Here is a 26,457-nt window from a genome sequence, read left to right as displayed (position 1 = left end):
GCGGCTGTTCGTATGAAAAAGTTAGTCATCGGCATCGGTATTTTTTCTATCCTGAGCACTGGCTTTATGGCGATGGATGCCTACCGACGTGTCGCGAACAATAGTTTCGGGCCAGGCGAACATCTCGAATACCGGGTGCATTACGGCTTTATCAATGCAGCCGAAGCGATCGTAGACGTTAGCCCTACCCTCTACAAAGTGAATAATCGCCCCTGCTACCGCGTCAATGTAGACGGACGGACGGTCGGGGCCTTCGATCTGGTAACGCGCGTTCGGGATACCTGGCGATCGTACATCGATACCGCTGCTATTTTGCCGCAGAAGTTCTATACCAACCTTCAGGAAAACAGTTACCGGAAGGAAGAGAACATCACCTTCAACCACGAAACCAATACGGTAAAAGCCGAAGAACGGACCGAACACGACGTGTTTAAAGTACCCGACAACGTGCACGACCTGATCAGTGGTTATTATTTTCTCCGAACCATCGATTTCAACAAAGTCAATAAAGATCAGATCATTGAGGTTCCTGCCTTCTACGACGACACGGTCTACAACATGAAAGTCCGGTATCGGGGGAAAGACGTAGTGAAAACGAAACGGGGGAAAGTCAATGTCATCAAACTGAACCCCGTTCTGCCGCCCGGCAACGCGATGTTCAAAGAAGAAGAATCGATTCGAATTTTCGTTTCCGACGACAATAATAAAGTACCGGTGAAAGTAGAGGTCGATCTGTGGATTGGCTCGATGGTCATGGACCTCAAACAAAATAACGGCCTCAAACAACCGCTTAAATTTTATTAAGAAGTGGTTTTCAGGGTATAAAAAGCGTGCCCCGGTTTAGAACCGGGGCACGCTTTTTATACGCTAAGTTAGTTTTTGAAGCCGATCTCTCACCCCCAGGACGAACCGCTCGATCGGCGTCAAACGATTCCAGCGGACCATCCAGCAGGGTTCGTCGACCGCGCCAAAACTGCGATAGAAGGACCGAACCGTCGGCTTTTCGGGGCTTTCGAAATCAAAGATCAAATCCGTACAACCGGCATTTTCCTGAATCATCCGATCGATCAGCCACGTTCGGGCGTTCCCCCGTCGACCGACAGCCGACGAAGCATTGAAAAGATAAATGATTCGGTTTGCATCCCGAACAAATAATGCCCCCGCTTCAATGCGTCCGTGCTGAGTGGCGTACCATAAAGTTACCCGCTTACGACGGCTAAGTTCGGCAAACAGATTTCTAAGCATCTCATAAGCCCAGTCGGCAACAGCCCCGGGAATGGTTTCCGCATGGTTTTCGTGAAACAGGTGCAGCAACGCTTCCGGCTCATCGGCTTCGACGATGAGCCAGTTTGCCAGCCTGGCCCGGCGCAGGTTCGTCCGACGGTCGGCAGTGTAGTTGCGGAACAGGGTTTCGTAGCTGACCGACAGATCAAGCACCTGAGTCGCCGTCTGACGAGGTGTGGCAAAAGAAGAAAAATCAGCCGTCGGATGCTGGAGGGTAAGTATCGACCCGTAGCGAAAATTGGTCTGCATGGCCTGCCAGAATGGCATTGGGTCAAGAGCGTCGCTGAAGCCAAAAACCGTCAAAAACTGACAGAAAAACGGTTGATGAACTACCCATTCGTAGGAAAAGCCGGCAACTTTTTTCCGGCGCAGCGGAACCGGCATAACCGCCCGATAGTCGCCGGTTTCGTCAATGAGCGCCAGCCCGACCCACTTCCAGTCAGGTTTTGGCAGGACTGCGTCCAGATACCAGCTATAGCCATACACAATCGGCCGCGTCGATGTCCTGACGCAGGTGTTCCAGGCAATGGTGTTGATTTGAGAACGCGCTAGCAGCTTCAGCATGGTTGTCATGCTGACGACGAAAATGTGTTGCGGTAACGGAAGTGAACGACCGAATACCCTACTTGAGCTGTGCTTTTAGCTTCTCGACCACATCGCGGGTTTCGGCATGTTTGGCCACTTTTTCGCTGATGGTTTGTACCGCATGGATAACCGTACTGTGGTCACGGCCCCCAAAATGATAGCCAATGGACTTTAGCGATAGATCCGTTTTTTCTTTGGCCAGATACATAGCCACCTGCCGCGGATAGACCAGCTCCTGTTTCCGGCTCTTGGCTTTCAGATCGGCAATGGTCACGTTGAAGAAATCGGCAACGATCTCCTGTACGGAATCGATATTTACTTCGCGCTCCGAGTCGACTACGATGTTGCGCAGGGTTTTCTTGGCCAGTTCGAGGTCGATATCCCGCCGGTTGAGCGAAGCCTGGGCCATCAGTGAGACAATGACGCCTTCCAGCTCCCGAACGTTGGTATTCACGCTATGGGCCAGGTATTCGATGACGTTATCCTCGATGTAGATGCCTTCGGCCTGTAGCTTTTTCTGAATAATAGCGATGCGGGTTTCGAGGTCCGGCGTCTGTAAATCAGCGGATAAGCCCCACTTGAACCGCGACAGCAAACGATCTTCCAGCCCATCGAGCGCACGAGGAGCCCGGTCGGAGGTCATAATGATCTGTTTGCCCGACTGGTGAAGGTGGTTGAAGATATGGAAGAAAATTTCCTGGGTTTTTTCTTTCTTCTGTAAAAACTGCACATCGTCGATCACCAGTACATCGACCTGCATGTAGAAGGCGGTGAAATCCCGGATACCGTCGCTACGAACCGCATTCAGGAACTGGTTGGTAAACTTCTCCGAGGTTACGTACAGGACAAACTTGTTCTGATTGTTGTTCTTGATAAAGTTGCCGATAGCCTGCACCAGATGGGTTTTGCCGAGTCCGACTCCGCCGTAGATCATCAGCGGGTTAAACGACGTCACGCCTGGTCGTTCGGCAACGGCAAAGCCCGCCGAGCGTGCCAGCCGGTTACAGTCGCCCTCAACGTAATTATCGAACGTATAACTCGGATTCAGGTACGAATCCAGCGTTAGCGAATCCAGGTCTTTAAGCTGAAATGGGCTCTTCAGAATGTCGGGATTGACGTTATCTGGCTTAGCCGTCTGTGGCGTTTTCGTCGTGGGTACGTTGACAGTCAGCGGGCGGTTCTGCTCATTTCCCTTATCGACAATAATGGAGTACTCCAGCTGGCCCTGCGGACCGATGGCCGTATCGAGTGCCTTTCGCAGGGCATGCACAAAGTTTTCTTCCAGCCATTCGTAAAAGAATTCGCTCGGAACCTGAATGGTCAGTACGTTGCCAGTTAGCCGCAACGGCACAATGGGCTCAAACCAGGTATTGAAACTTTGTTCGGGAACAATCTCCCGGATCACGTTCAGACAGCGATTCCACACCGTCGTTATTTCACGCTGCATGCCTGTCTGAGAAGTTACGTTCACGGGGAGAGTGCATTTTTCTGTTACGGTCTGGGTCGCAAAAAAGGGAGACAAATGTAGGGAATTTATGGCGGGGCTGTACCACCCCGGCCACGTTTTTTTCTACCGGTCTGCCGCTGTCTGCTGGGGCGTATTACCCAATTGTTAAGCTAAAAGTATTGCGATTCTGACGGAACATCAAGCCCTAAACGAAATCCCTTCGAATAATCCAAAAGCCTCCGCTTGTCGATGAGTAGAACGACGGATGAACCCCGAAAAGAGAAAAAGACTACATTTACTAACCCAATAACCCAATCTTTTTTGATGGAGACACTTTTGGCCAATAGGTTTCCAAATGCCGGCCGAACCGCCTGGCTGACGCAGCTTCAGCAAGAGCTTCGGAGTGAGTCTGCTTACGAGAGCCTTCGCTGGAAAACCGACGAAGGCTTCACGCTCGAACCATATTACACGGCTGATTCACTCAATGCCTTACCGCTCGATGCCATTCAGGCTGCCCAGCGCTCCACCACAGGCTGGCTCAATTTACCGGCTTATCAGGTCGACGGCGAGAAACCCACGAATGCGCTTGTCCGCGACGCGCTGGCGCAGGGAGCAGATGGCCTCCTGCTAGCGTTATCGACGCCCGAAGCCAACCTGTCTCAGTTGCTTTATGGCATCAAACTCAGCGATACGCCCGTTTTCTTCCAACTTTCAGCCGATACCGTCGGGTTTATAAAAAATTTACAAACCCTGGCGCCCTACCAGCTCAAAGGTGGCATGCTAACGGATAGTACCGACGAGACGGCTGAAGTCACGCGCCTGACAGCCGATTCGCCCCACTTCCGGACGGTTTGCATCAGCGGTCATGTTTTTCATAATGCGGGAGCTACCGCTACCCAGGAACTGGCCTATACCCTGGCGTCACTCGCCGATGTGTATGATTTACTGACCGAAGCTGGCCTGACGATAGACCAGCTCGTTCCGAAAACCATGCTGTCGGTATCCATCGGCACAAGCTATTTCCGGGAAATCGCCAAATTACGTGCGTTGCGTGTCCTGTATAATCGACTGTTGAGTTATTATACACTGACTAAAAAACAGGAGCCGATATTTATTCACGGGCAAACGTCTACTTTCTACGATGCCGCTGTTACGCCCTATACCAACCTGCTCCGGGCTACCACCGAGGCTATGGCGGGCGTTATTGGCGGGTGCGATGCGCTGACAGTGCATCCGTACGATGCCATCCTCTCATCCTCTGCGGACGCCACAAATCGTGATTTTGCCGAGCGAATGGCCCGAAACGTGTCGACTCTGCTGAAAGAAGAAAGCTATCTGGACAAAGTAGCCGACCCGGCGGCTGGCGCTTATTATCTGGAAAACCTGACCTGGCATTTAGCCGAATCGGCCTGGGCTTTATTCCTGGCCGTCGAACAGCGCGGTGGATTGGCTAAGGCTCTGGCCGATGGCTCGGTCCAGAATGACCTGGAACGGGCTTATAAGGCCAAACGGCAGGCTGTCAGCGAGGGAAACGTGCTGGTGGGTGTAACGAAGTTCCGGTCCGACGAAGCCGTTACCGAAAAGCCAGCCATACCGTCAGAAACCGGTTTATTACCCAACCGACGCCTGGCGCAGGACTTTGAATAATTTTATTATCCACATGAGACCGACATTTAAACCTGAGCAGAAGGCAGAGGACGGGGAGCGGAGAGCTGTTGAGCATCCCTCTGCCCTTCCTCCTTTGCCCTTCACCACCGCCGAAGGCATCCGGCTCAAATCCCGGTTCACCAGGGCCGATATTGATCTGGAACGACTGGCACCGCTTCAGGCGGGGATTCCACCTTTTTTGCGGGGACCCTACGCAAGCATGTACGTCCGGCAACCGTGGACCATTCGACAATATGCCGGTTTCTCGACTGCCGAAGCATCGAATGCTTTTTACCGGCGTAACCTGGCCGCCGGTCAGAAAGGTTTGTCGGTCGCGTTCGATCTGGCTACACACCGCGGCTACGACTCCGACCACCCGCGCGTGGTAGGCGACGTAGGCAAAGCGGGCGTAGCCATCGATTCGGTGGAAGACATGAAAATCCTGTTCGACCAGATTCCACTCGACCAGATGTCGGTATCGATGACCATGAATGGCGCGGTAATTCCAATCATGGCGTTTTACATCGTAGCCGCTGAAGAACAGGGCGTTCCATCCGAAAAGTTGTCGGGCACCATTCAGAACGACATTCTGAAGGAGTTCATGGTCAGGAACACGTATATCTATCCCCCCGAACCGTCGATGCGCATTGTAGGCGACATTTTCGCCTACACCAGTCGTCACATGCCCAAATTCAACTCCATCAGTATCAGTGGCTATCACATGCACGAAGCGGGCGCACCAGCTCAGCTCGAACTGGCCTACACCCTGGCAGATGGGTTGGAATACATCCGGACGGGGCTGCGGGCGGGCATGAACATCGACGAGTTTGCACCCCGGTTGTCGTTTTTCTGGGGGATCGGCATGAACCATTTTATGGAGATTGCCAAACTTCGGGCAGGGCGGTTGCTGTGGTCCCGGATCGTCAGTCAATTTGAGCCAAAAAATCCCAAATCGCTGGCGCTGCGGACCCACTGCCAGACGTCGGGCTACAGCCTGACCGAGCAGGACCCGTTCAACAACGTAGCCCGCACCACCATCGAAGCACTGGCTGCGGTGCTGGGCGGCACCCAGAGCCTGCATACCAACTCCCTGGATGAAGCCATCGCGCTACCGACCGATTTTTCGGCCCGGATTGCCCGCAACACGCAGTTGTATCTGCAACACGAAACGGATATTACCCGTGCCATCGACCCCTGGGGTGGTTCCTATTATGTTGAGTTTCTGACCAACGAACTGGCCGAAAAAGCCTGGTCCTTGCTGGAAGAAGTCGAGCAGTTGGGGGGTATGACAAAAGCCATTGAAACGGGCCTTCCGAAGCTTCGGATCGAAGAGGCAGCCGCCCGAAAGCAAGCCCGTATCGACGCAGGTAAAGACATAATTGTCGGCGTAAATCGCTATAAGCCCGCGTCCGGAACCGAAATCGAATTACTTGAAGTAGACAATCAGGCCGTCCGGGAAGCGCAGCTGAAGCGGCTCGGGGCGATAAAAGCCACCAGGAACCAGCTAGCAGTTGAGCAATCCTTAGCCGCCCTGACCACTGCTGCCGCTACCCCACTCGCTGCCCCCAACCTGCTCGCGCTGGCCGTTGAAGCGGCCCGCCACCGCGCTACGCTGGGCGAAATTTCTGACGCTATGGAAAAAGCCTTCGGCCGCCATAAAGCCACTATCCGCGCCGTGTCAGGCGTTTACTCAGCCGAAGTCTCCGACGATGAAAACTTCCGGATTGCCCGCCAGATGAGCGATCGCTTTGCCGAACTGGACGGGCGACGGCCCCGTATTCTGGTGGCTAAAATGGGGCAGGACGGCCACGACCGGGGTGCGAAAGTGATCGCTACGAGCTTCGCCGACCTGGGTTTCGACGTCGATATGGGGCCTTTGTTCCAGACACCCGCCGAAGTAGCCCGGCAAGCGGCCGAAAACGATGTCCACATCGTTGGGGTATCGAGCCTGGCGGCAGGCCACAAAACCCTGGTTCCTCAGCTCATCGACGAGCTCAAAAAAATTGGCCGCGACGATATTCTCGTCATTGCAGGTGGGGTGATTCCGGCGCAGGACTATCAGTTCCTATATGATGCGGGTGTTAAAGGTGTTTTCGGGCCGGGTACCGTCATCTCGATAGCGGCTCAAAAGATTCTGGCGGAGCTGATGGAGGAGTAACCGAACCGGCACCAGGAGGATCTGACTCGGAAAGTGGGGTTTCCCTCCCCTACGGAAAGCCAGACAATAATTAGTACCAGAACCGCTTTTTTCATTACTTTACAAGGTCGCTTCTCCGCCGGGTAGGCAATTACTGGGCTATTCCTGCTGCTACTGTCCTCCTCGCTGAAACAGCCGGAAGTTGACCTGTCTAAACACAAAGTAATGAATTTGGTTTACCCAACAGCCACATAATCGATCATAAACTACTATTCAGGAAGCAAAAATGAATATTGAACAAATCTTTGCAAACAATCAAAATTGGGTTCAAAAGAAGCTAAACCTAGAACCAGATTATTTTAATAAGCTATCGCAAGGGCAAACACCAGGTATTCTTTACATAGGTTGTTCGGATAGCCGCGTAACAGCCGAAGAACTGATGGGTGTATCACCCGGTGAAGTGTTTGTGCTTAGAAACATTGCAAACATGGTTCCGAACACGGATCTGGGTGTCATGTCAGTTATCAACTATGCTGTCGTACACCTCAAAGTAGATCACGTGGTAGTATGTGGCCACTATTACTGCGGTGGTGTGCAGGCAGCTATGAAATCGGCAGATATGGGTATATTGAACCCCTGGCTAAGAAATATCCGTGATGTTTACCGGACGCATAAGGATGAACTGAATGCCATTGCCGATCAGGAACAACGCTATAAAAGACTGGTAGAGCTGAACGTCCAAGAACAGTGTATAAATGTTCTTAAAACAGCGGAAGTACAAAAAGCCCAACTGGAGCGAAATCTTACCGTTCATGGCTGGGTATTCGATGTACATTCAGGTGAGTTGATTGACTTAAAGATTGATTTTATCAAATTGCTGGAAAATATAAAGGAAATTTACCATCTCGACTAAAGCATAAAAAGTCCGACCGCTCTAGCCTTGCACAAGCGGCTGAATCAGCGCGTAGTCAGTACAAATTTACTGTACTGACTACGCGCTGATTGTGATTTTCGGAGTTCCGTTCTACGGTTGCCCTATTGTCAGCCATCAGTTAACCCGATCTGCGCCTAGTGGCAGCAGGATCGTCACTTGGGTATATTGTTCTTCCACCGACTCGATCTGCATGTGCCCCTGCAGAGACTCAACCACGTCTTTACTCATGAACAGACCCAGTCCACTACCTTTGGCCGTGGGCTTGGTCGTAAAAAAAGGGTTGAACACCTGACTAGCTTCACGGGCTGGAATCCCTAGCCCATTGTCGCGAACCTGAAGCTGCACCTGCTCATTAACGACCTGCGTACGCACCTCCAGACGGGGCTCAAACTCTTTCACCCGATGGCTCTTTTCAACCAGCGTGTAACAGGTATTATCCACCAGGCTGGCCAGCATTTCGCTGAACTCGGCCGGCAACAGATGCACGGGAATGGCTTGCGGACAAAGTTGCAGGTCGAGCTGAATGGACAAAGTAGGGTATTTGGCCATGGCTTTCTGCAGAGCACTGTCGAGATGTTGGGTCAGATAAGGATTGAGGTCCGTGAGTACCAGGGTTGACGAGCGCTCTTTGAGCAATTTCCGCATATCCTGTAAGATCCGGGCGCTGCTATTCCCATGCTCATGAATCTTGATTAAATTCTGGGCCAGCATCTGAGCGGCATCGGCCAGATCGTCCTGCTCATCAGCCATAAACATTGCCTGGTATTTTTGAGTCACTGTCTGCATTTGTCGTAGCAGTTCCTGGGCGCTGAGCGAGAAATTATTGACGTAGTTGAGCGGGTTGAGGATGCGGTCGACAATGCCTTTGGTCAGCTTACCAATCGTGGCCATTTTTTCGGCCTGAATCAACTGGTTCTGCGTCCGGCGTAGCTCCTCCAGCGATTCTTCCAGAGCGGACGTGCGCTGGTGCACCTGTCGTTCGAGGGTTTGATTCTGCTGGGCCAGCAGGTACTGCTTTTCCTGCTCCTGCGCCAGGGTTTGTGCCGAGAGTTGTTCTACCCGCTGCAAATTTCGGCGCAATGCCAGGTGAGTGCGGGCATAGTCACTGACTAACAGCAGCGAAAAGCCGAGCGGTATGCTGAGCATGGCTACCGACACCAGGAGTAAGGTCGCATACACAAACAAGTCGAGGTGTTCGGCTCGCCCCATCATTACTAACAGGATCAGCATCAGGGGAATCCCCATTAAAGCATAGAAAGCGACTTTAAGGGCGTTCCAGGGAAGCCGAAAGCCGGCAGCGAGTTGCCGTTTGCCCAACCAGCTGACCCGAACATAGTCGAATAGGACCGTACTGAGCAGTCCTGCCGTCATTAGGTGAGGTGGGTTATCGATCCAGAGACTGTACACGAAGATAGCGGACAGCCAACCCAGCAGTAGCCGATAAAGCCAGCCAGCAGGCTGATCTACATATCGGTACACAGCCGTCAGAAGAAAACCACACCCCAGGTAGAAGGTCATTTCGGAGACCAGGCTGGTCAACGAGTAAGCCGTCAACGAGATGGGAAAATCGCCCAACGTATCCATCAATGCCCCCAGACCCAGAAAAAGCATGGCCAGGCCCTGCCATTTATGAACCAGCTGACCAGGATTGGCCCGGTAAAACAGCAGGTGAAGTACACCCAGCAGTCCAAATACGCTCAATAAGCAAAAGGCCAAGCCCGCAACTAAGCGGTGCCAGTTCACCATGATCTGACTGGCCTGACTGGCCAGATAAGCCGTAGTTTCGAAGGGAGTCTGGCCAGTAGCTGCGTAATAGACGGATTCGGGCTCGAACTGGTAATGGACGGCCAGCAAGTGCCGATTGGTATCGGCCAACCGAAAGGAAAGGGATTGATGCGTGCGCTGAGAGGCCGCCCAACCGGTGACCGATGGTTTTAGTGTTGCCAGCTTATGCCCATCGAGGTACCATTCGGTGGTACCAAACTGCCGGATGGTGAGTTGAATGGACTGGTTTACCAGGCGTTTGTCGATGCGAACCGGCAAGCGAAACCAGCCTTGTCGGGTTTGCCATAGAGATCGGTTCTGGAGCAACAGAGAGGAAGGAGAGTTGTTGGCCCACTGTCGGTCATTATACGCCGGACTAGCCCAGGCCGGATGGTGACCCACCTGAAATCGCCAATATTCATCGGGGAAAACTTCATCTAAAGGGAGGGTAAGCACCTTGTCGGCTGGTTGAGCCTGTAGGGAGGGCCGCGCCAGTACCGTTAAGCCAACAAGTATGGCAAGTCCAATAAGTAACCGCATCGTAACTGGTAAGTGAACGCCTGACAGGATCATAAATGCCCTAAAATCGGCAATAAGATGGGCCTGCTGCCAGTAAAGCTTGTACAGATTGATCGGATAATGCGCTCAACTGGCAGGCAGATCGTATCAATTGTAAGAAGCTGTTCACAAAGTCTTGAGCGTACTCAGTGAACCTGTCGACTGAAAATTCTTATCGATGCAGCTCCGTCCGGCAAGCATCGAACCCGACGCCCCATCATACGTCCATCAAACAGCGACAGCTTTACCTGGCGGTTCATCCGTATGGTACGGCGGCTTCGCTCACCATCCAGGTCGATCAGAATCTACCCCGGTATTCCTGCGTGTCTCCGTTGATGGGCACTGCCAGAACGGCAACGGATGAAAGGCTTTGTTTTGTTAACGAACTGAAGTTGGCTTTGACAGATGAAGATTTTCTTACGGTAAAATCAATTCCCGGGGTGATCCAGGAACCGGCTATCGCTTTACGACTGGACGCACAATCTCGTTGAGCAGGATAGTTAAGTCATTGTTCATCAGTTGAAGTTCAGTGGCCAGTTGCCCTAACATCGTTGAACGGACGGTTAATTCTTCAGCCGTGTAAAAATCTCCATCGCCAAAATAATCGACCTCCCGATGCCTGCGATGACGTGACCGCTTCGCTTCGGCATTTAACGAAACCAGAATATCCCATCGGCTACGCAGGCCATTGATAAGCGAGGGATTACCGCCCGATTTTGGCTTGTTGAGGTAATACCATACTAGTGGCGGAAAAACGGTCGATGTAGTTGGGTGATTCCATATATCACGTAGCGGATTACGTAGGTGACGATAATCGGCCTTGGGTGGTTTTTGCAGTAATGAGGTAATACCCAGGCCCGCTTCGGCTAAACCACCGCCAATGCCGGCCCACTCGCCAGCATCTTCATGATCGCCTAATTTGAGTAAACCGACCGTTAGTGCCGTCAGTGCACCGGTCGTGATGGCGCTGATGGTCATACGTTTTTCCCGACTGTTCTCCTGCCGGGTTAGTAAGGTTGCCGTCAAAGCGGCTCGTTTGCTATCGCAGTCGACCAGTGCAACCGACGTGGCAATGTCGAAACTGGCGAGTTGCAGTTGGTCCGTCATTTTTTGCCGGATGGTCAGGTATTCGTTCGATGCTGGCTGATCAGGCTTTTGTTGCTGTTCCAGACGTGTTGCCTGGACCAGGAGTGTAGTAAGACCTATGGCCTGCGCCATCCGAAGGCCACGCTCGCCGTAGCGATGCCGAAGCAGGGAATCGTCCGTTGAGCCGGGCGCTAAGTCAACGGGGTGAAAGACGTAGCCCGATGTACCGCTGGAGTCAATTGCACAATTATCGCTGGCAACTTTTGTCAACGTGTTTGCGGTTTGCCGGGAGGTCAGGCAACTGGTTAACGAAACGATCAAAAGTAAACTTATCAGGCAAGCGGGTAGAGAATGCAATCCAAAATTGGTCATGCAGTTGATTAGTTAATGAATAAAACGACCCACTCCTTTTCCGTGCTGTCCTGGAGAGATCAGTTTGCCTCAGGGCTCGTTTCCGGCACCAAAAACCACAATACGGCCAGGGCAACGAGGGCCAGCGCGGCCAGGGTCAGAAAAGCGACGTTGTAGTTCGTTTGTTGCAGGAGCATCCCGGCAAAGGCGTTGCTGAGGGAAGACCCCAGCCCAACGGCCGTGGCGATGGCTCCCTGTGTGGTGTTGAACAGACCGGATCCGCGCGTCAGGTCCGAGACAATCAGGATGGACAATACCCCAAAAATCCCTGCCCCAACGCCGTCGAGAATCTGAATGGCCACCAGCAGTATCGGATCACCCGTTAAGGTATACAGCAGCCCCCGAATGGGTAGCACCGCAAAGCCAATGAGCAACAGCCGCTTACGGCCGTTCGGAGCCAGTTTCCCGGTCAGGTAGCTTACTGGAATCATGACGAGCTGAGCGACGATGATACAGGCCGACATATAGGCCGAAGATGCGCCCGCATCGATTCCCTGGGCCAGTCGCTGGCCAAGCAGTGGCAGCATCGCTGCATTGGCAAAATGAAACAGCACGCAGGCCAGCGCAAAAAAGAGAATCGACCGGTTACTGAGCAAAGCCTGCCAGCCTGAGGGCTTGTCGTTGCCGGCTTGTTCCTCTTCTTCTGAACAGCCCCTGGCCAGTTGATGATCGATGTCTTTTTCCCGAATGCGCCATACCGACAAGCTACTCAGGACCGACATGGCGGCCAGCAGCAGAAAAATACCTTTTGTGCTCACGTAATAACCCAGCAAACCTGCCAGCAGAGCGGCAAATACGTTCCCGGCGTGGTTGAAGGTTTCGTTGCGCCCCACTCGTCTATCTAACGATCTAGGCCCCACCAGGCCCAGGGTAATGGCGGCAATGGCGGGGGTGAACCAGGCGGCAGCCACGCCCATGATGGCCTGCCCTCCCAGAATTACCGGATAGGTTGGTAGGGTAATCGTGATGACCGCGGCAAGGGCGATTAGAAGCGAGGCAACAATCGAGTAAGCCCGCTTCCGGCGGGTCCGGTCGACCAGAGCGCCAGCCGGTGTTTGTGCAACGACGGTAGCAATGCCCATCACCGACATAGCAATACCGATATTTTGGGCATCCCAATGCAGGGTCGTTAACAAGTAAATAGCCAGGTAGGGTCCTAATCCATCGCGAACATCGGCCAGAAAGAAATTGGCGGCATCCAGCGCACGCAGGCTGGCTAAACTGGGTTGCCGGGTAGTCAGTTTCGGGGTAGATTTAACCATATTTTAATGTTGAGCCAACGATGAGTAAAGTGAATGGTGAGATCACAATATTGAAGTTGTGTAAATACTGTACCAGCCTGGAGCGAAGTGGCACCCAGCATCCACTGTACTGATTATCAACTACCATTACAATGTTTCATATATAAATTACTCAGTTCACTGTAGAGAAAAATACCTAGTGCTGTTGCCCGATATACGCACGGCTCATCCGATTCTTTTGAAGTGCCAACATGAATCAGATGAACCGCGATAGAAACCGGGAAGCTATATCGGGCCCTAGGATTAACGGACCAGGAAGGACTGTCCGTTGGCCGTAATTAGAGAAGCGTCGAGAATGGTCTGTTTCTGCAATCGAACCTGTCCTTCTCCGATCGGACAGACATAGCCGTCTACAGAAATCGCAGTTCCTTTAGGGGCTATGGTCATAAGTTGAGCCGCTACGTGAGGAGGCACCCGAACCAGTGTCTGATCACTTAATCGCAATCCGTTGACCTGACCCTGCCGATCTAACGAATAGTCAATTACTTTTCCTTTTACGGTTATGGACGTTGGCGCGGAGCGTACAGCCGGAGCAGCCGGTGGCGTATCCGTTACAACAGTACGGCCATTGCTCAGGCTAACCAACCGAAAAACGGTCGTTCCTTCGGGGGTAACGTCGGCTAATCCGGTCACGGTTACCTGACTTCCGGCTTTACCAGTCGTCTGAATCGCTTGTCCCAAGTGAGGAGCAAACTGAACCGCTACGGTTTTCGAGCCCGTGTTTAATGTAAGTCCATCCAGAACGGATTCGTCATTAGCGGTGAACTGCTGAACCGTACCCGACAGGGTTGTCAGGGCGACCATACCCGACGTTTGTGGCGGACGAACACCGGCGAAAGCAATTGGGCCGGGTCCACTGGAGCCAGGGCCTATAGGTGGTTGGGCCTGTGCTGTGAGCGTACCGGCCAGGCCGACAAGTAATAGCAAAAATGGAATTTGGTGGTTGCGTTTCATAACTGTATTTGATTGATTACGAAAGCAAACCTACCGCACCCGTTTAAGGATGGTCTGAAAAGCGTATTAATTTATCTTAAGCTCAAAGGCTGTGTCCCCACGGCAAAACTGCTACAGACCGTAGCAGTTTTGTGTCTTCCTGATATATCGCTCGTAGAAGAGCGTTTCATACTCCACATATTGTGGGGTGACAAGCCTATGTCCGGGAACTCGTTTTTGAGGTCAATGGATAATTGCTTCACCACACCACTGCCATACCCTTCCGTAAATTGCTTATCCAACAGCAACTTCCCTAAATTCCAGCAAACTGAATTAGCAACACTTTTCACCTGTTTTGCCAGTAACGTTCGGGAAAGGCGAATTTCTGCGACAGCTTGTTACAGAGATTCACTATACGCGGCTTCGTTTATAGCTGCTGGCGTACACTTATCTTCCTTCATCGCGTGTTTTATTATTCATATAAATCCATCCATACGCGACCAATTCTGAAATTTCATGCTCCTGGTCTGTTTTGTTATTGTAGCACCAGATTCTTCCCTATTGTATCTATGACTGCTTTTAACGCTGGTGCTCAGCAATGAATTCAATGCCCAGCCAGCCTAGTTTCCTTTTAAAAATAGCGGTAATAGAGCCAGATCGTGCCCAGTGTGCAAAGCAGCGGTATCGTCATGACCAGGGCGCCTAATTTGAGAAATTCCCACGCACTTACCGACTGGCCTTCCCGGCGTAGTGCAACCAGCCAGAGAATGGTTGCCAGCGAACCCGTTACCGACAGATTAGGCCCTAAGTCGATCCCGATCAGGATCGCACTTTTGATCATTTCGGGGACCTGCCCGGTCTGAACAACCGTACCCGCAATCAATCCGGCAGGCAGGTTATTGACCAGGTTACAGCTAATCGCTACACCGATGCCACTCAGCCAGGTTGTTTCCGATACCGAATGGGCAGTGCTGGTTCGCAGTAGGGTGGTTAGTTGCTGAATAACGCCCGTCTTAGCCAGGGCTTCTACCAGCACAAACAGCCCGGCTACCAGCGGTAGCACCGCCCAGGAAACATCCTTGATGACCACCCATGGATTTTTTCTGGCCCGGATCAGCACCAGCGCCGAGGTGAGAATGCCGGTAATGGCCGTTGGCAGCCCCAGGGGTTTATCGAGCGCCGACGCTCCCAGCAAAATGAGTGCGGTGGCGGTAATACCGATAATGGCCAGCCGCCCACCCGGCGATAGCGACGGAATCGAAATGTCCTGAGCCACTGATTCACGTAATGCATGCTGTTGTGTGAAGCGCAGGATCAGGTAGGTAGCCACGATGGAGACAGCGGATGGCAATGCGTAATGCGCTATCCAGACCAGTAAAGGAGGCATGTGAACTCCGTAAATAACCAGATTGGCCGGGTTCGAGATCGGTAATACAAACGAAGCAGCGTTGGCGATGAAGGCACAGATAAACAGATAAGGCAATGGATTCTTAACCTTCGCCGTTTTCACGGCAGCCGCCACAGCCGGCGTAAGCACAACGGCCGTGGCATCGTTCGACAGAAAGGCAGTAACCACGACACCCACCAGATAAATCAGTCCGAAAAGCCGACTAGCCGATCCGTTGGCCCGTTTGGTTGCATGAGCGGCCAGCCAGTCGAAAAGGGCTTCTTCGCGGGCGGTTTCGGCTAGTAGCATCATGCCGGTCAGGAACAGATATACATCGATTCCCTTAGTAATTCCCGACAAACTTTCGGCAGGGGTAATCAGGCCGAGAACGAGCAATAAGACGGCTCCTCCAACGGCCCAGATGAATTCGGGGGTTTTAAAGGGGCGGAAAATAACCCCGGCAATCGATAAAACGGTGATAAGCCAGATAGAAAAAGAAGTCATGTTCAGTTATTAAAACGTATTCAGGAAGTTGGTTTGCCGTTTCTATTGGGCCCTAGTTGTGTCCCGAAAATTCCGTTTTCAGGCCATGCTCCTATCCGATCGGCATCGCTCCCGTTTTTTATTCGTTCGTTTTTTTTGTGCCGGGCCGGAGCCAATTGTATCGTGTGCCGTCCGGGCCGCCCCCTCGTATCGGTTGCTTCGACGGTCAATTCCAGTTGGTCGGCGGATGGCACGCTAATCGTAGCCAACCAACTGCGCTGATCGCTCGACAAGGTCATGGGCGTCCAGTCGCTGTTATTGAGTCGGCAGACCACGGTTTGCAGGGCATTGGCTCCTACAACACTAGCTCGTATCTCTACAGTATCCAAAGGTAGCGGTGTATCGTCCCGGCGAAGCCGGTAATCGGCCGGGCTTGTGATCAGAACGAACGGAAAGGCGTCGTGAAGCGCTTTAAACCGCCAACTTACACTCCCGTTGTCAACGGAAATCAACGAATACCCAACCGGACCTTCCTCAATCTGACCTGTAGACCGGGTAGCCGAGAAAATGACATGCCCGTCGTTGGCCAGTTCGTTGTAGTGCGTATGCCCCATATCGATTAACGCTACATCGTGTTCGGCGATGAGGCTATTCAGTAAATGAGTTTCCTGCGGGTCGACTAAATCAGCCGGATACGTGTGCATAAAGATAACAACCTGTTCGCCGTTGACTCGGGCCATGGCCATTTCACGGCTTAACCAGTTTTGTTGTGAATCGCCCAGCCGAAAATCCGGCCCCCCACTGCCAGTGCCACTGACATCTAAAAACAGGCAGCGAATACCTTGGATGACGCTGGATATCGGTAGGGGCTCCGCTCGTAGATTTTGATAAAAACCCGCCAGGCTTTTCTGTTCCATATCATGATCACCGGGAATGCAGTAGACCGGAACGCGCAGCATTTTCAGGGCAGTAGCCACCCATTTATACTGGATAGGCAACCCACTGTCGGCAATATCGCCCGGCAAGAAAACGAAATCGAGCGCGGAGCCGCATTCGGTTTCGATCTGGGCTACAATAGACAAAAAGTCGACGTAGTTCTGCTGTTTGGGGTGTGTAATATGCAGGTCACCCAGGTGGGCAATCAGTAGTGGTCCGTTCGTATCCATCGACGCTGACAGGTGCGTTCTTCGCTAAAAACGAGTTAGTATTTAGAAACCAGATAGATACCAATCACCAGCAACGTAGCACCGGCTATCCGACCCAGGCTAAGTGGGTGCTGTTCCATACCAAACCAGCCGTATTTATCGATCAATAGCGACATCAATATGTTAGCGGTGATGGTCAGTCCCGCCAGTGTACCAGCCCCCACCTTGTTGACGAACATCAGCCCGACCACAACAGCCCCGGCTCCGGCCAGCCCGCCAAGCGGTGCCCACCAGGGCATCGAGGACAGGCCATCTCCGGTAGGCATGGGTTTGGGTAGACACAAAAAAACGCAGCTCAGCAGGGCCACTATGGGCAGGAACGAAATGATACTCGACAACCAGGGGTTACTGACGGATTTCAGTAGAGCCCCGTTCATGGGAGGCCCCCAGGCCTGCAGCGCACCAGCGGCAATAATAAGTGGGTAAAGCCAGGCTTGATTCATAGCTAATTAAGTTGAAGTTGCTTAGTAAATTGAGAAAAACACCCTGTCAGCGATCTGTGGCTTCAGGTTAGCAGGCAGTCGCCACAGGCAGCGTTGTTGCACAGGCGGATTTAAGCGTAGTGGCAAACAACATCCACAAACCAATCGAAACGAAGGCAAAACTGCCTAAAATCAGGAACGTGGACGAATAACCGATTTGCTGGGCCATCCATCCTCCGATGGCGGGACTCAAGGATGCCCCCAGACCCTGCACGGTCATAACGGCACCCTGTCCGATGTTGACTCGCCCCGTTCCGTTCAGCAGATGCGCCACTAGCCCCGGAACGGCCACGCTTTGCAGTCCCGCTCCGATGCCGTCCAGAATTTGCACCGGATACAGCCCCTCATGAACGTTGCCGGCGTGATTATAAGCCTGATTATAGCCATTCTGACGATTAAATCCAGCCTGACGCACGATGCCCAGGGTCATGCCAACCACGGCGGGGCCAATGGCCGATCCGGCGATGGCCGTAGCGACCTGCGATAGGCTGACTAACCAGAAGTTTTGCGACAGGAGTATAATTCCAGAAGCCAGTGTGGTAAATAAGGCAGCTACCACGACATACATTCGTTTACGTTTGGTAGCGTCGATGAGTGCGCCAGCAGGCGCTGTCATCAGCATACCAGCTACTCCGCCAATTGTCATGACTGACCCAATCAGGCCGCTTTGCCAGCCGTGAGCTAATAAAAATACACCCAGAAAGGGGCCAATGCCCGCCTGCATATCGGCCATGAAAAAATTCAGGGCCTGAAGTGCCCAGACAACACGATGCTTATCTGTAGTTTGAGGTGCAGGGCGCGGCATAAGTCGATATTCAATGAGTAACTGATTAACTACTGGTGGAGTAAGTGCGCATTTTCTGCGAATGGATAAAGCACTTACTCAAGATCTTGGCAAAGCAATCCTGGCCAGATAAAGTTTCGATTAGCTTAGTATTAATTTTTCTTCAGCTATAAAGAAGAAGGAATCTTTTTCAATAAGAAATACGGAAGTTACCTGGACGATAGCTGCCCATTCGAAAAATTATGCCAAACTACTTAACGGTTATCAATAACCTGTTTGCCAACACGTTGGTAGTAAAAAAGGCCTATGACTACCCACGACCACTGGGGTATTTATACTCATATACGTAGAAACACTATCTCACTAGCACCCTAACAATCAGGTATATATTAAAAGTCTATTAAAACTAACTTGATATAATTACTCAAAGAACAGATGATTTGATGATGCATAGTTGATTTGGTTCCCGAATACCATCGATAAAGTGATAATTACCAAATCAGAAGAAACCTGGCAAACCATATGGACTGCCACCGATGCGTCATTTGTGGTAAACACACGAATAAATGCGGGATGATAATTTAGCGGGTCAACAAGTATCTTAGCAGATTACAAAACCCTTGCTAACGGGCACCGTCTTGCCCCTAACCGCATCCAGCATCTTGACTACAGACTACGTTCTTGCAGGCAGCAGCGCGTACCAGATCCGGTCAGCGATTTGTTTGACTCCGGCAACCGAAAAATGGTCCAGACTCGGCGAAACTCGTTTTTAGGTGAAGCAGGAGGCACCAGGCTTAGAAGTCCGGAACTAGCGTATAGACGAGCAAATATGTATAGGCAGGTTCTCAACAATCATTCTACCTGCCCCCAAACCCAATAAACTCTGCGCCCATTCGAATCAGAACATTCGCTTAACGTTCTGATTCGAATGGGCGCAGAGTTTATTGATTCAAGCTAGTAGCCCTGTTAGCCCTCTAATCGGTAGTTACGAATTTATACGCCTATTTTAAGTACCGGGACAGGTTTAGTATTTATTCAAGACCGAGTCGGGTAAGAATTTCACATCGATTCCTGTCGATTTGAACAGGTTGTTCCGGTTGTTCTGGCCATCTACATACGCTGGATTCACGACCATCGACCGGTTGTAATAGTAGGATGCCAGTTCCAGTTTTTGTCGGTTATTCTGGGTAATACCCTCGTTCTGGTAGATTACGCCCAGGTTGTTATAAGCCGGTGCGTAGGCGTTTGCCGCCCGCATCGTCTGCTTGTAATAGTACTTGGCCGAATCGACATTAGGCGTTATCTTCTGAAACACATACGCCATCGAGAAATATGCTTCCCCGAAATTCGGGTAGATTCGGGTCGATTCCTGCAGGTGATCGAGCGCCCAGCGCCCGTGTATGTTCGCGTGTGCAATATTCGTATCGATCAGCGCCTGCGCCTTTTTTATCTGCTCCGCCGATGGCTTTGGCTTAAGGGCATTTGTCTTCGTCGCAATGGAGTCGGCTTTGGCGCGGTCTTTCAAGCCTTTTTCAATCCATTCGTTGGCTACGTGGCGCTGTACCTGACAACTGTTGGGCGCGTAGGGCAAAGCCGAGTTGAAGAGCACGAAGTTGTTTTCCCAGTCGGGGTTGCGCGCAATGGTCTTGAACGAATATAGGCCAATGATGACGGCCATAATGCCCAGCACCGGCGTGTAGCGGGTCAGCAGCGGCTGGGTTTGGGCTTCTGGCTCCGCTGGCGTACGCATCAGTAGTTTTTGTAAAGCCCAGACCAGGATAAAGCCGTATCCCATGACGGCAGCAAAGGCAAACCGCTCAGCAAAAATCCCCCCCCGCAGCCAGATAAAGCCCAGGCCGGGTGCCATCGTAACAAAGAACCAGAAAATACCGAATCCCCACACGGTCCGTTTCACGAACCCTTTCCAGGCTAGCCAGAGCAGCCCCAGAAACGTAACGAAGCCCGCCCAGGTCAGTAAATCGCCCTTTCCACCCGACGGAATGACGTTGTACGAATAGTCATATACCAGCGGATGCGGGTAAATGATCAGCCGGATGTAATACATCAAAAACTTGAAGGTCGTCGATTTCTGGGTTTTTTCGATCGCATAAGGATAGTTGGCCCAGTCGACCGGTGGGTTACCGCTTAGCGTACCGATCATTTTCTGTTTCTGGTAGAAAAATAGAATCGCTACCAGCAAAAACGGCCATAGGCTCAGCAGCGACTGCCCGACGCTACGCCGGGCAAACCAATACTGCATCGCCGGAATAAGCGCCAGACTGACGATCGAGGACTCTTTCGACAGAAAGGCCAGATAAAGCGAGATACAGGCCCACATCGTCCAGCCCTGCTGGTTGGTTTCGAGATACCGCCAGTAGGACAACAGCATCAGCGAAATAAACAGGAAACTCAGGATTTCATCGCGCCCTTTGATGTTCGCCACAATCTCGGTATGGATCGGATGCGCCATGAACACCAGTCCGATCAGAAAGGCCGTGATGGTCTGGCCCGACAGCCATTTCTGAAGTAGCAAACCAATTACCAGCCCGATCAATCCGTACAAACCCGCATTGATCATGTGGCTGATATGCGGATTGTCCTTGAAGAATTCCTGCTCCAGGGCAAAAGTGATCAGCGAGAGCGGCCGGTAATATCCCAGCGAAATATTACTGAAATGCCAGAACTCCGTGCGCAGCAGATCGGGTATACCCGCAATGCCTTTTTTCACGAACAGATTCTGCCCAACGGCGGCAATGTCGTCCAGCGCATACTGATGTCCGAATGTGTTGACGTAGAGCAGGAAGCCAACCAGCGCCAGGACGATTGCCGGCCACCAGACTATGGGGCGTCGTTCGATGGGCAGCTTATCAGTTGCAGACTCAGGTTTCGCGGCTACCGGGCGTAACGGTGGCCGAGATGCGGCTTCGGCAGGTCGCGCAGGAGCTGGTCGGGAAGTACCAGGTGTCGGCGTCGGAACAGGCTTCGGATTCGGCACTCGTTCGTTGGCTGGGCGCGCATTCCCGGTGCCCGGCGATTGTTTCTTTTTAGCCATACAGCAAATAAACCGTCTGTTTCAGGGTAATTTACTTCTCTATATCGTTTTAGTAGAGAGTTGTCACTTCCATACATCAAGGTGTAAAGTTCCGCAAGAATGTCAGTAAAATCAATCCATATGCGCAATCATCTAAAAACAATCCTCTTCGTCGTTAGTTTAGGGCTCCTGTCCAACAGTTGCCGAACCGTAAAACCGGCCATAATCGGCACCTCGACTATCCTGAAACGGACCGACAACCTGGCCCTCGGCAATCCGAGCGGGGCTTCAGCGGGCGATCCGGAGAATTACTTGCTTTCCCGGCCTCAGTACGTACTTTCCTACAGTCGAAGCCGGGGCATTGCCAATTGGGTAAGCTGGCATCTGAGCACGGCCTGGAAAGGAGATAGCAAGCGAACCAACGATTTCAGACCCGACCCGCTCCTGCCGACCAACTGGTATGCCGTCCGAACTTCCGACTACACGAATACAGGTTTCGACCGGGGGCACCTGTGTCCTTCCGACGATCGGGATAACACTCCCGACGATAATGCAGCGACGTTCCTGTTAACAAATATTGTCCCACAGGCTCCCCGACATAATCGCGAGGTATGGAAAACGCTGGAAGACTACGAACGGCAGTTGATGAGCAGTGGCAATGATGTATACATCCTGGCGGGGGCCAGCGGCACGGGCGGTACGGGGCAGAATGGCTTCGCGACCACCTTGGCGAATGGGAAACTGACGGTTCCGGCCACACTCTGGAAAATTCTGGTGATTGTACCGACCGGCACCGACGACACGTTTCAGCTCACCGCCGATACCCGCGTGATTGCCGTCAACATTCCAAATACGCAAACAGCTGCCGACAAACCCTGGCGTGCTTATCTGACCAGCATCGATGCACTGGAAAGTCTGACGGGGTACGATTTTTTGTCTGCTGTTCCGGTCGAGATTCAGCAGGTTCTCGAAGCACGGATCGATGGCGGAAATAGCTAGCCGCTAAATAGTTAGAGGGGCCCCAACTCAGCATCAGGGCCCCTCCAACCGTAAGGTGATAAGTTCTAGACCGTGATTGCGGCATCTACAGTGGCAGGCACGGCCACCAGACTGGGCTGAATACGCTGCACCCGTCGGCGGAGCAGCGAGATCGCTTCTTCGTCGCCGGTGAATGTACCATTGAGGTTGACCATATGACTGGCCAGCACGTCGTAGCGGCCGCGCATCAGCAGGAAGAAAACCTGTAGAAAATCCAGTCCATCGAAAATGATCGCCTGGTTCTGCGCGTATTTGTCGAGAGTTTTCTGGAAAAACGTCGGATGCTCGGTCCAGTGCATCCCCGGCCGGATGTGATGGCTGATGTGATAGCCGTCGTTCCAGCATTTTTTGTTGTACTTCACATTGATGCAGGTGATGCTGTTTTTATAGGCATTCCCCGGATCATCGACATCGACGAACGAATGCTGGGTCCAGTTACCCATCATAGCGACAACCCGGTAAATGACCAGCGGCAACAGGAAAACCAGCACCGTAGCGGGCCAGCTGATGAAGCAAAGTCCGATGCAGACGATGGCAAACACGATCTCACCACGCAGGGCGCGGGTAGCCAGTTTCGGGCGCTTTTTCCGGCGCAGATACGTCAGCAGGTTCCGGACGCCAACGACAAAAAAGCGGCCGAAATAAGCCAGAAAGCTCTTGTAACAATCGCGCTGGAATCCCATGGTGCTACTGTCGTCCTCTTCCAGGTTATTTTCCGGATGGTGCATACCAATGTGGTGGCTGTAGTAGGTTTCGGGCGTATGACCAAAAAAGGGAGCCAGTATCCAGGGCAGGTATTTGTTCATCCAGTCGTACTCGGATTTGAAAAACTGCCGGTGGCTTGTGCAATGGAGCATCAGCCCGAATGGCCCTTTGAATACGAAATTACTTACGTAAAAATGAACAGCCGCTATGGCCCACCATACCCAGCCCGTAACAAACGGCATGAACAGCAGAATGCTCAACGGAAGCAGGATGCCACTAATCCGGATGGTCAGATAAACGAAGGGCAGATCGCGTTCGTCTTTGAGATACGAAAGAAAGAAACGATCGAGCCGGTTATAATCGCGGGCGGTAAAGGTAGGATCATGGATAGCACCAAGTAGCTTCATGCAAGTTTACGGGGTTAAAAAGGAATAAAAAAAGCTCGAACGGTCCCGACTGTGCTATGACAATCGAAACTGTCCGAACCTTCCTGTAATACTAACGAAAAAAAATTAACCAGATTGAGTAAGAAGCTGGTCACGGCCAATTATTTTTTCTCAACTGCGTGCCCGCCGAACTCGTTTCGCAGCGCAGCCACCACTTTTCCGGTGAATGTATCCTCCTGCAGGGAGCGATACCGCATGATCAGCGAGAGCGCAATAACCGGCGTCGGTACGCCCAGATCGAGGGCAGTTTCGAGGGTCCACTTGCCTTCGCCCGAAGAGAACATCTTTCCTTTAATAGCATCGAGTTTAGGATCTTTGCTGAACGCATTCTCGGTCAGTTCCATGAGCCAGCCCCGAATAACGGAACCGTGGTTCCACATTTTGGCAACGGCCTCGAAATCAATAGGAAACTGACTTTTCTCCAGTACTTCGAACCCTTCTGCAATGGACTGCATCATGCCATACTCGACCCCGTTGTGCACCATCTTGGTGAAGTGGCCGCTGCCAGATGGCCCAGTGTAGAGGTAGCCATCTTCGACCGAAATGTCTCTGAACACAACGTGCAGCGGTTCAATGACGTCGGCGTCACCGCCAACCATGGTGCAGGCACCGTTCAGGGCTCCGCTGATACCACCGCTGGTGCCGCAATCCAGGAAGCCGATCCCTTTTTCTTTCAGGTAATCATGCCGCCGGATCGAATCTTTGTAGTGCGAATTTCCTCCGTCGATTACCACATCGCCCGGTTGCATAAACGCCAGTAACTGCTCGATCACATTATCGACCAGCGGCCCGGCCGGAATCATCAGCCACAGCACACGCTTTTCGGGTAAGGCCTTGTAAAGATCTTCCAGCGTATTAACTCCCTGTGCCCCTTCGGTTTTAATTTCTTCTACCAGCGTGGCATTAATATCGTAACCGACCACCGTGTGGCCGTGCTTTATTAAGTTAGCGACGAGGTTGAACCCCATCTTACCTAAGCCAACAAATCCAATGTGCATAATGATCAATGATTTAGGTGGGCAAATTGGTAATTTTTTCCAACAAGGACGCCCACGCGGTCAATAGATTTCGATTAAATTTATGATTTGGGAAACAGACGGTACCACGCCAGCGCCAGCACTGCGCCAATGGCCACTCCGAGGCAGTCGGCCAGCAGATCGACGGCATCGGCGCTCCGGTTGATGGGTAATACGTACTGAAGCGCTTCAATCAGTGCGCCTAGAAAAAACCCAGCTACCACCACATTGTTTCGACGGAAACCCGCCAGGATCCATAACAGCGAAAACGGAACGAAGATGGCAATGTGCAGCACTTTATCGTTCCAGGTCATCAGTGTACCCGGTACATCTTCGTGGGGAGTCAGGCAGCCAATCAGGATGATAATAGTCCAGGTGATGGCAAGCCAGCGCGCTACGGTAGAGAAGTTCATTCGATAGAGTAGGTAATTAATTGGTTGATTTAAGCCGCTGAACCGTCAGCACCAGAAAAAAAATGAGCAGGCTCAGTAAATAAACGACATTTCGGGAGTCGATCACCCCTCGCCCCAGCGCACGGTACTGCTCATCCAGCGCGAACGACGACAGGTAATACGATATTCCGCCCAGTCCCGACAGACCTGCCAGCGCACTGAGGCCAATATAAAGCAAAAAACAGAAAAATACGCCCAGCACAAACGCCACCACCTGATTATCGTTGAGCGAGGAGGCCCACAAACCGATGGCAACGAACACGCCAGCCAGCAGAATTAAGCCGATATACGAACCGAATACCCCCGCCGAATCGATATTACCCACCGGTGAGCCGAGCTGATAGAGGGTAATGTAATACAGCAACGTAGGCAGCAGCGTCAGAATCACCAGCAGCCAGCTCGCCAGAAACTTGCCCCCCACAACGCCCCATCGGCTAACGGGCTTGGTCAGCAACCATTCGAGCGTACCCGACCGCACTTCGTCGGCAATGGAGCGCATCGTAACGGCCGGTACCAGAAACAGCATCACATAGGGCGTCAGGGTAAAGAACGTACCCATGTCGGCGTACCCGTTTTCGAGCAGACTCGTGTCCGGAAATACCCAGAGCATCAATCCAATAGCCGTCAGAAACACGGCCATGATGATATAAGCGATGGGCGAGGAAAAAAACTGATTGATTTCTTTGCGAAAGATGGCCAGCACGTTACTTACTAAATCGTTAAGTGTCAGTGGATAGTCGTCAGGAGGCAGTAATCGGGTAATGTTCGTGCGTCAGCCACTGGCAACCGACCCCTGTTTTTTATTCAAACGGATTCGCTTTATTCCGCCGTATAAATGCCGCGACAATTAACGAAATCAGTAAGCCCATAAAAATCGTTCCGAACACGCCCGCAATAAATGTAAAGCCCGACGACTGAAATTTCTGCGATATTTCCATCGCCTGGTCGATCTGCTCGTCCGATAGCTTCCCCTGCTCTTCCAGTCGCTCACGTGCTTTTTCGAGCGCCCGCTGCTGAACGGTAGGATCGATCATCACATTATAAAACGTGATGAACGTAGCGGACAGCAGCCCGGCCACGGCCGATAAAAGGGCGCCAAGGCCAACTCCCTCTCCCCATGTCATGTAGCCACCGTTCTGCGTCCGAAAATCGCGCATAGCCAGTATCAGCCCTGCGATCATGGCCACAAACGTCAGTATACTGAATATAGGGTTGGCAGTCTGTTCACTCACATACATGACCAGTGTAGTCAGAATCAGTACCAGGCCGAGGATGCCACCCCATTTCAGAGCCAGGCGTGCAGAAGACGGTTGTTCATTCATAAGGGTAAAATAGGGCGGA

22 protein-coding genes are annotated in these 26,457 nt (G+C 52.1%); 5 read left to right on the top strand and 17 right to left on the bottom strand.

Annotated features, from left to right (window positions below; all coding sequences use genetic code 11):
* Positions 1-12 precede the first annotated feature (12 nt).
* The gene (locus ACYVC2_RS17565) at positions 13-804 is read left to right on the top strand and encodes a DUF3108 domain-containing protein (protein WP_461104046.1); all 792 of its coding nucleotides are present in this window, start codon (positions 13-15) and stop codon (positions 802-804) included.
* Between the two features lie 63 nt (positions 805-867).
* Here the strand turns inward: ACYVC2_RS17565 and ACYVC2_RS17560 are convergent, their stop codons facing one another.
* Both ACYVC2_RS17560 and dnaA read right to left on the bottom strand, forming a co-directional pair.
* Complete coding sequence (locus ACYVC2_RS17560) at positions 868-1,848, bottom strand: GNAT family N-acetyltransferase (RefSeq protein ID WP_461104044.1); 981 nt, start codon at positions 1,846-1,848, stop codon at positions 868-870.
* A gap of 58 nt (positions 1,849-1,906) precedes the next feature.
* Positions 1,907-3,316: a chromosomal replication initiator protein DnaA gene (gene dnaA, locus ACYVC2_RS17555; protein WP_461107174.1), complete on the bottom strand. Its 1,410-nt coding sequence runs from the start codon at positions 3,314-3,316 to the stop codon at positions 1,907-1,909.
* A gap of 324 nt (positions 3,317-3,640) precedes the next feature.
* Here dnaA and ACYVC2_RS17550 point away from each other — a divergent pair, with 324 nt between their 5' ends.
* The 3 genes from ACYVC2_RS17550 (at position 3,641) to ACYVC2_RS17540 (ending at position 8,013) form a co-directional block, all read left to right on the top strand.
* Complete coding sequence (locus ACYVC2_RS17550; protein ID WP_461104042.1) at positions 3,641-4,963, top strand: methylmalonyl-CoA mutase family protein; 1,323 nt, start codon at positions 3,641-3,643, stop codon at positions 4,961-4,963.
* Positions 4,964-4,976: 13 nt separating this feature from the next.
* Entirely contained in the window at positions 4,977-7,121 is a 2,145-nt protein-coding gene (scpA, locus tag ACYVC2_RS17545) for a methylmalonyl-CoA mutase (RefSeq protein ID WP_461104040.1), read from the top strand.
* Positions 7,122-7,386: 265 nt separating this feature from the next.
* Positions 7,387-8,013, top strand: coding sequence for a carbonic anhydrase (locus tag ACYVC2_RS17540; protein WP_461104038.1), 627 nt, complete (start codon positions 7,387-7,389; stop codon positions 8,011-8,013).
* A 135-nt stretch (positions 8,014-8,148) separates the two neighbouring features.
* On the opposite strand, the gene ACYVC2_RS17535 is transcribed toward ACYVC2_RS17540, so the two are convergent.
* From ACYVC2_RS17535 to ACYVC2_RS17490, 10 genes are all read right to left on the bottom strand, one after another.
* Complete coding sequence (locus ACYVC2_RS17535) at positions 8,149-10,338, bottom strand: sensor histidine kinase (RefSeq protein ID WP_461104036.1); 2,190 nt, start codon at positions 10,336-10,338, stop codon at positions 8,149-8,151.
* Positions 10,339-10,812: 474 nt separating this feature from the next.
* Positions 10,813-11,763 carry a hypothetical protein gene (locus ACYVC2_RS17530; protein WP_461104034.1) on the bottom strand — a complete coding sequence of 317 codons (951 nt, stop codon included), beginning with the start codon at positions 11,761-11,763 and terminating at the stop codon, positions 10,813-10,815.
* Between the two features lie 110 nt (positions 11,764-11,873).
* Positions 11,874-13,115 (bottom strand): MFS transporter, encoded by a 1,242-nt coding sequence (locus ACYVC2_RS17525; RefSeq protein ID WP_461104032.1) that lies wholly within the window; start codon positions 13,113-13,115, stop codon positions 11,874-11,876.
* Between the two features lie 282 nt (positions 13,116-13,397).
* Complete coding sequence (locus ACYVC2_RS17520; protein ID WP_461104030.1) at positions 13,398-14,108, bottom strand: hypothetical protein; 711 nt, start codon at positions 14,106-14,108, stop codon at positions 13,398-13,400.
* A gap of 71 nt (positions 14,109-14,179) precedes the next feature.
* Positions 14,180-14,437: a DUF1016 N-terminal domain-containing protein gene (locus ACYVC2_RS17515; protein ID WP_461104028.1), complete on the bottom strand. Its 258-nt coding sequence runs from the start codon at positions 14,435-14,437 to the stop codon at positions 14,180-14,182.
* Between the two features lie 281 nt (positions 14,438-14,718).
* On the bottom strand, positions 14,719-15,978 hold the full coding sequence (locus tag ACYVC2_RS17510) for an arsenic transporter (protein WP_461104026.1): 1,260 nt from the start codon (positions 15,976-15,978) through the stop codon (positions 14,719-14,721).
* A gap of 20 nt (positions 15,979-15,998) precedes the next feature.
* On the bottom strand, positions 15,999-17,123 hold the full coding sequence (locus tag ACYVC2_RS17505) for a metallophosphoesterase family protein (protein ID WP_461104024.1): 1,125 nt from the start codon (positions 17,121-17,123) through the stop codon (positions 15,999-16,001).
* A gap of 35 nt (positions 17,124-17,158) precedes the next feature.
* Positions 17,159-17,605 (bottom strand): DMT family transporter, encoded by a 447-nt coding sequence (locus ACYVC2_RS17500; protein WP_461104022.1) that lies wholly within the window; start codon positions 17,603-17,605, stop codon positions 17,159-17,161.
* 67 nt (positions 17,606-17,672) lie between these two features.
* On the bottom strand, positions 17,673-18,449 hold the full coding sequence (locus ACYVC2_RS17495; RefSeq protein ID WP_461104020.1) for an MFS transporter: 777 nt from the start codon (positions 18,447-18,449) through the stop codon (positions 17,673-17,675).
* Between the two features lie 1,003 nt (positions 18,450-19,452).
* Positions 19,453-21,480, bottom strand: coding sequence for a tetratricopeptide repeat protein (locus tag ACYVC2_RS17490; protein ID WP_461104018.1), 2,028 nt, complete (start codon positions 21,478-21,480; stop codon positions 19,453-19,455).
* A gap of 120 nt (positions 21,481-21,600) precedes the next feature.
* Between ACYVC2_RS17490 and ACYVC2_RS17485 the strand changes: the two genes are divergently transcribed.
* Positions 21,601-22,458 carry a DNA/RNA non-specific endonuclease gene (locus ACYVC2_RS17485; RefSeq protein WP_461104016.1) on the top strand — a complete coding sequence of 286 codons (858 nt, stop codon included), beginning with the start codon at positions 21,601-21,603 and terminating at the stop codon, positions 22,456-22,458.
* A 65-nt stretch (positions 22,459-22,523) separates the two neighbouring features.
* Here ACYVC2_RS17485 and ACYVC2_RS17480 read toward each other — a convergent pair whose 3' ends face one another.
* The 5 genes from ACYVC2_RS17480 to ACYVC2_RS17460 form a co-directional block, all read right to left on the bottom strand.
* On the bottom strand, positions 22,524-23,609 hold the full coding sequence (locus tag ACYVC2_RS17480; protein WP_461104014.1) for a fatty acid desaturase family protein: 1,086 nt from the start codon (positions 23,607-23,609) through the stop codon (positions 22,524-22,526).
* Positions 23,610-23,749: 140 nt separating this feature from the next.
* Complete coding sequence (gnd, locus tag ACYVC2_RS17475) at positions 23,750-24,646, bottom strand: phosphogluconate dehydrogenase (NAD(+)-dependent, decarboxylating) (RefSeq protein ID WP_461104012.1); 897 nt, start codon at positions 24,644-24,646, stop codon at positions 23,750-23,752.
* Between the two features lie 80 nt (positions 24,647-24,726).
* Positions 24,727-25,077, bottom strand: a complete 351-nt coding sequence (locus ACYVC2_RS17470) for a VanZ family protein (protein ID WP_461104010.1) — start codon at positions 25,075-25,077, stop codon at positions 24,727-24,729.
* A 16-nt stretch (positions 25,078-25,093) separates the two neighbouring features.
* Positions 25,094-25,819, bottom strand: coding sequence for a gliding motility-associated ABC transporter permease subunit GldF (gene gldF / locus ACYVC2_RS17465; RefSeq protein WP_461104008.1), 726 nt, complete (start codon positions 25,817-25,819; stop codon positions 25,094-25,096).
* A gap of 97 nt (positions 25,820-25,916) precedes the next feature.
* The gene (locus ACYVC2_RS17460) at positions 25,917-26,438 is read right to left on the bottom strand and encodes a DUF4199 domain-containing protein (protein ID WP_461104006.1); all 522 of its coding nucleotides are present in this window, start codon (positions 26,436-26,438) and stop codon (positions 25,917-25,919) included.
* Positions 26,439-26,457: the final 19 nt, after the last annotated feature.

Source organism: Spirosoma koreense (assembly GCF_054777875.1).
The sequence above is the reverse complement of the archived record's forward strand: the minus strand, read 5'-3'. Positions and strand labels throughout refer to the sequence as shown.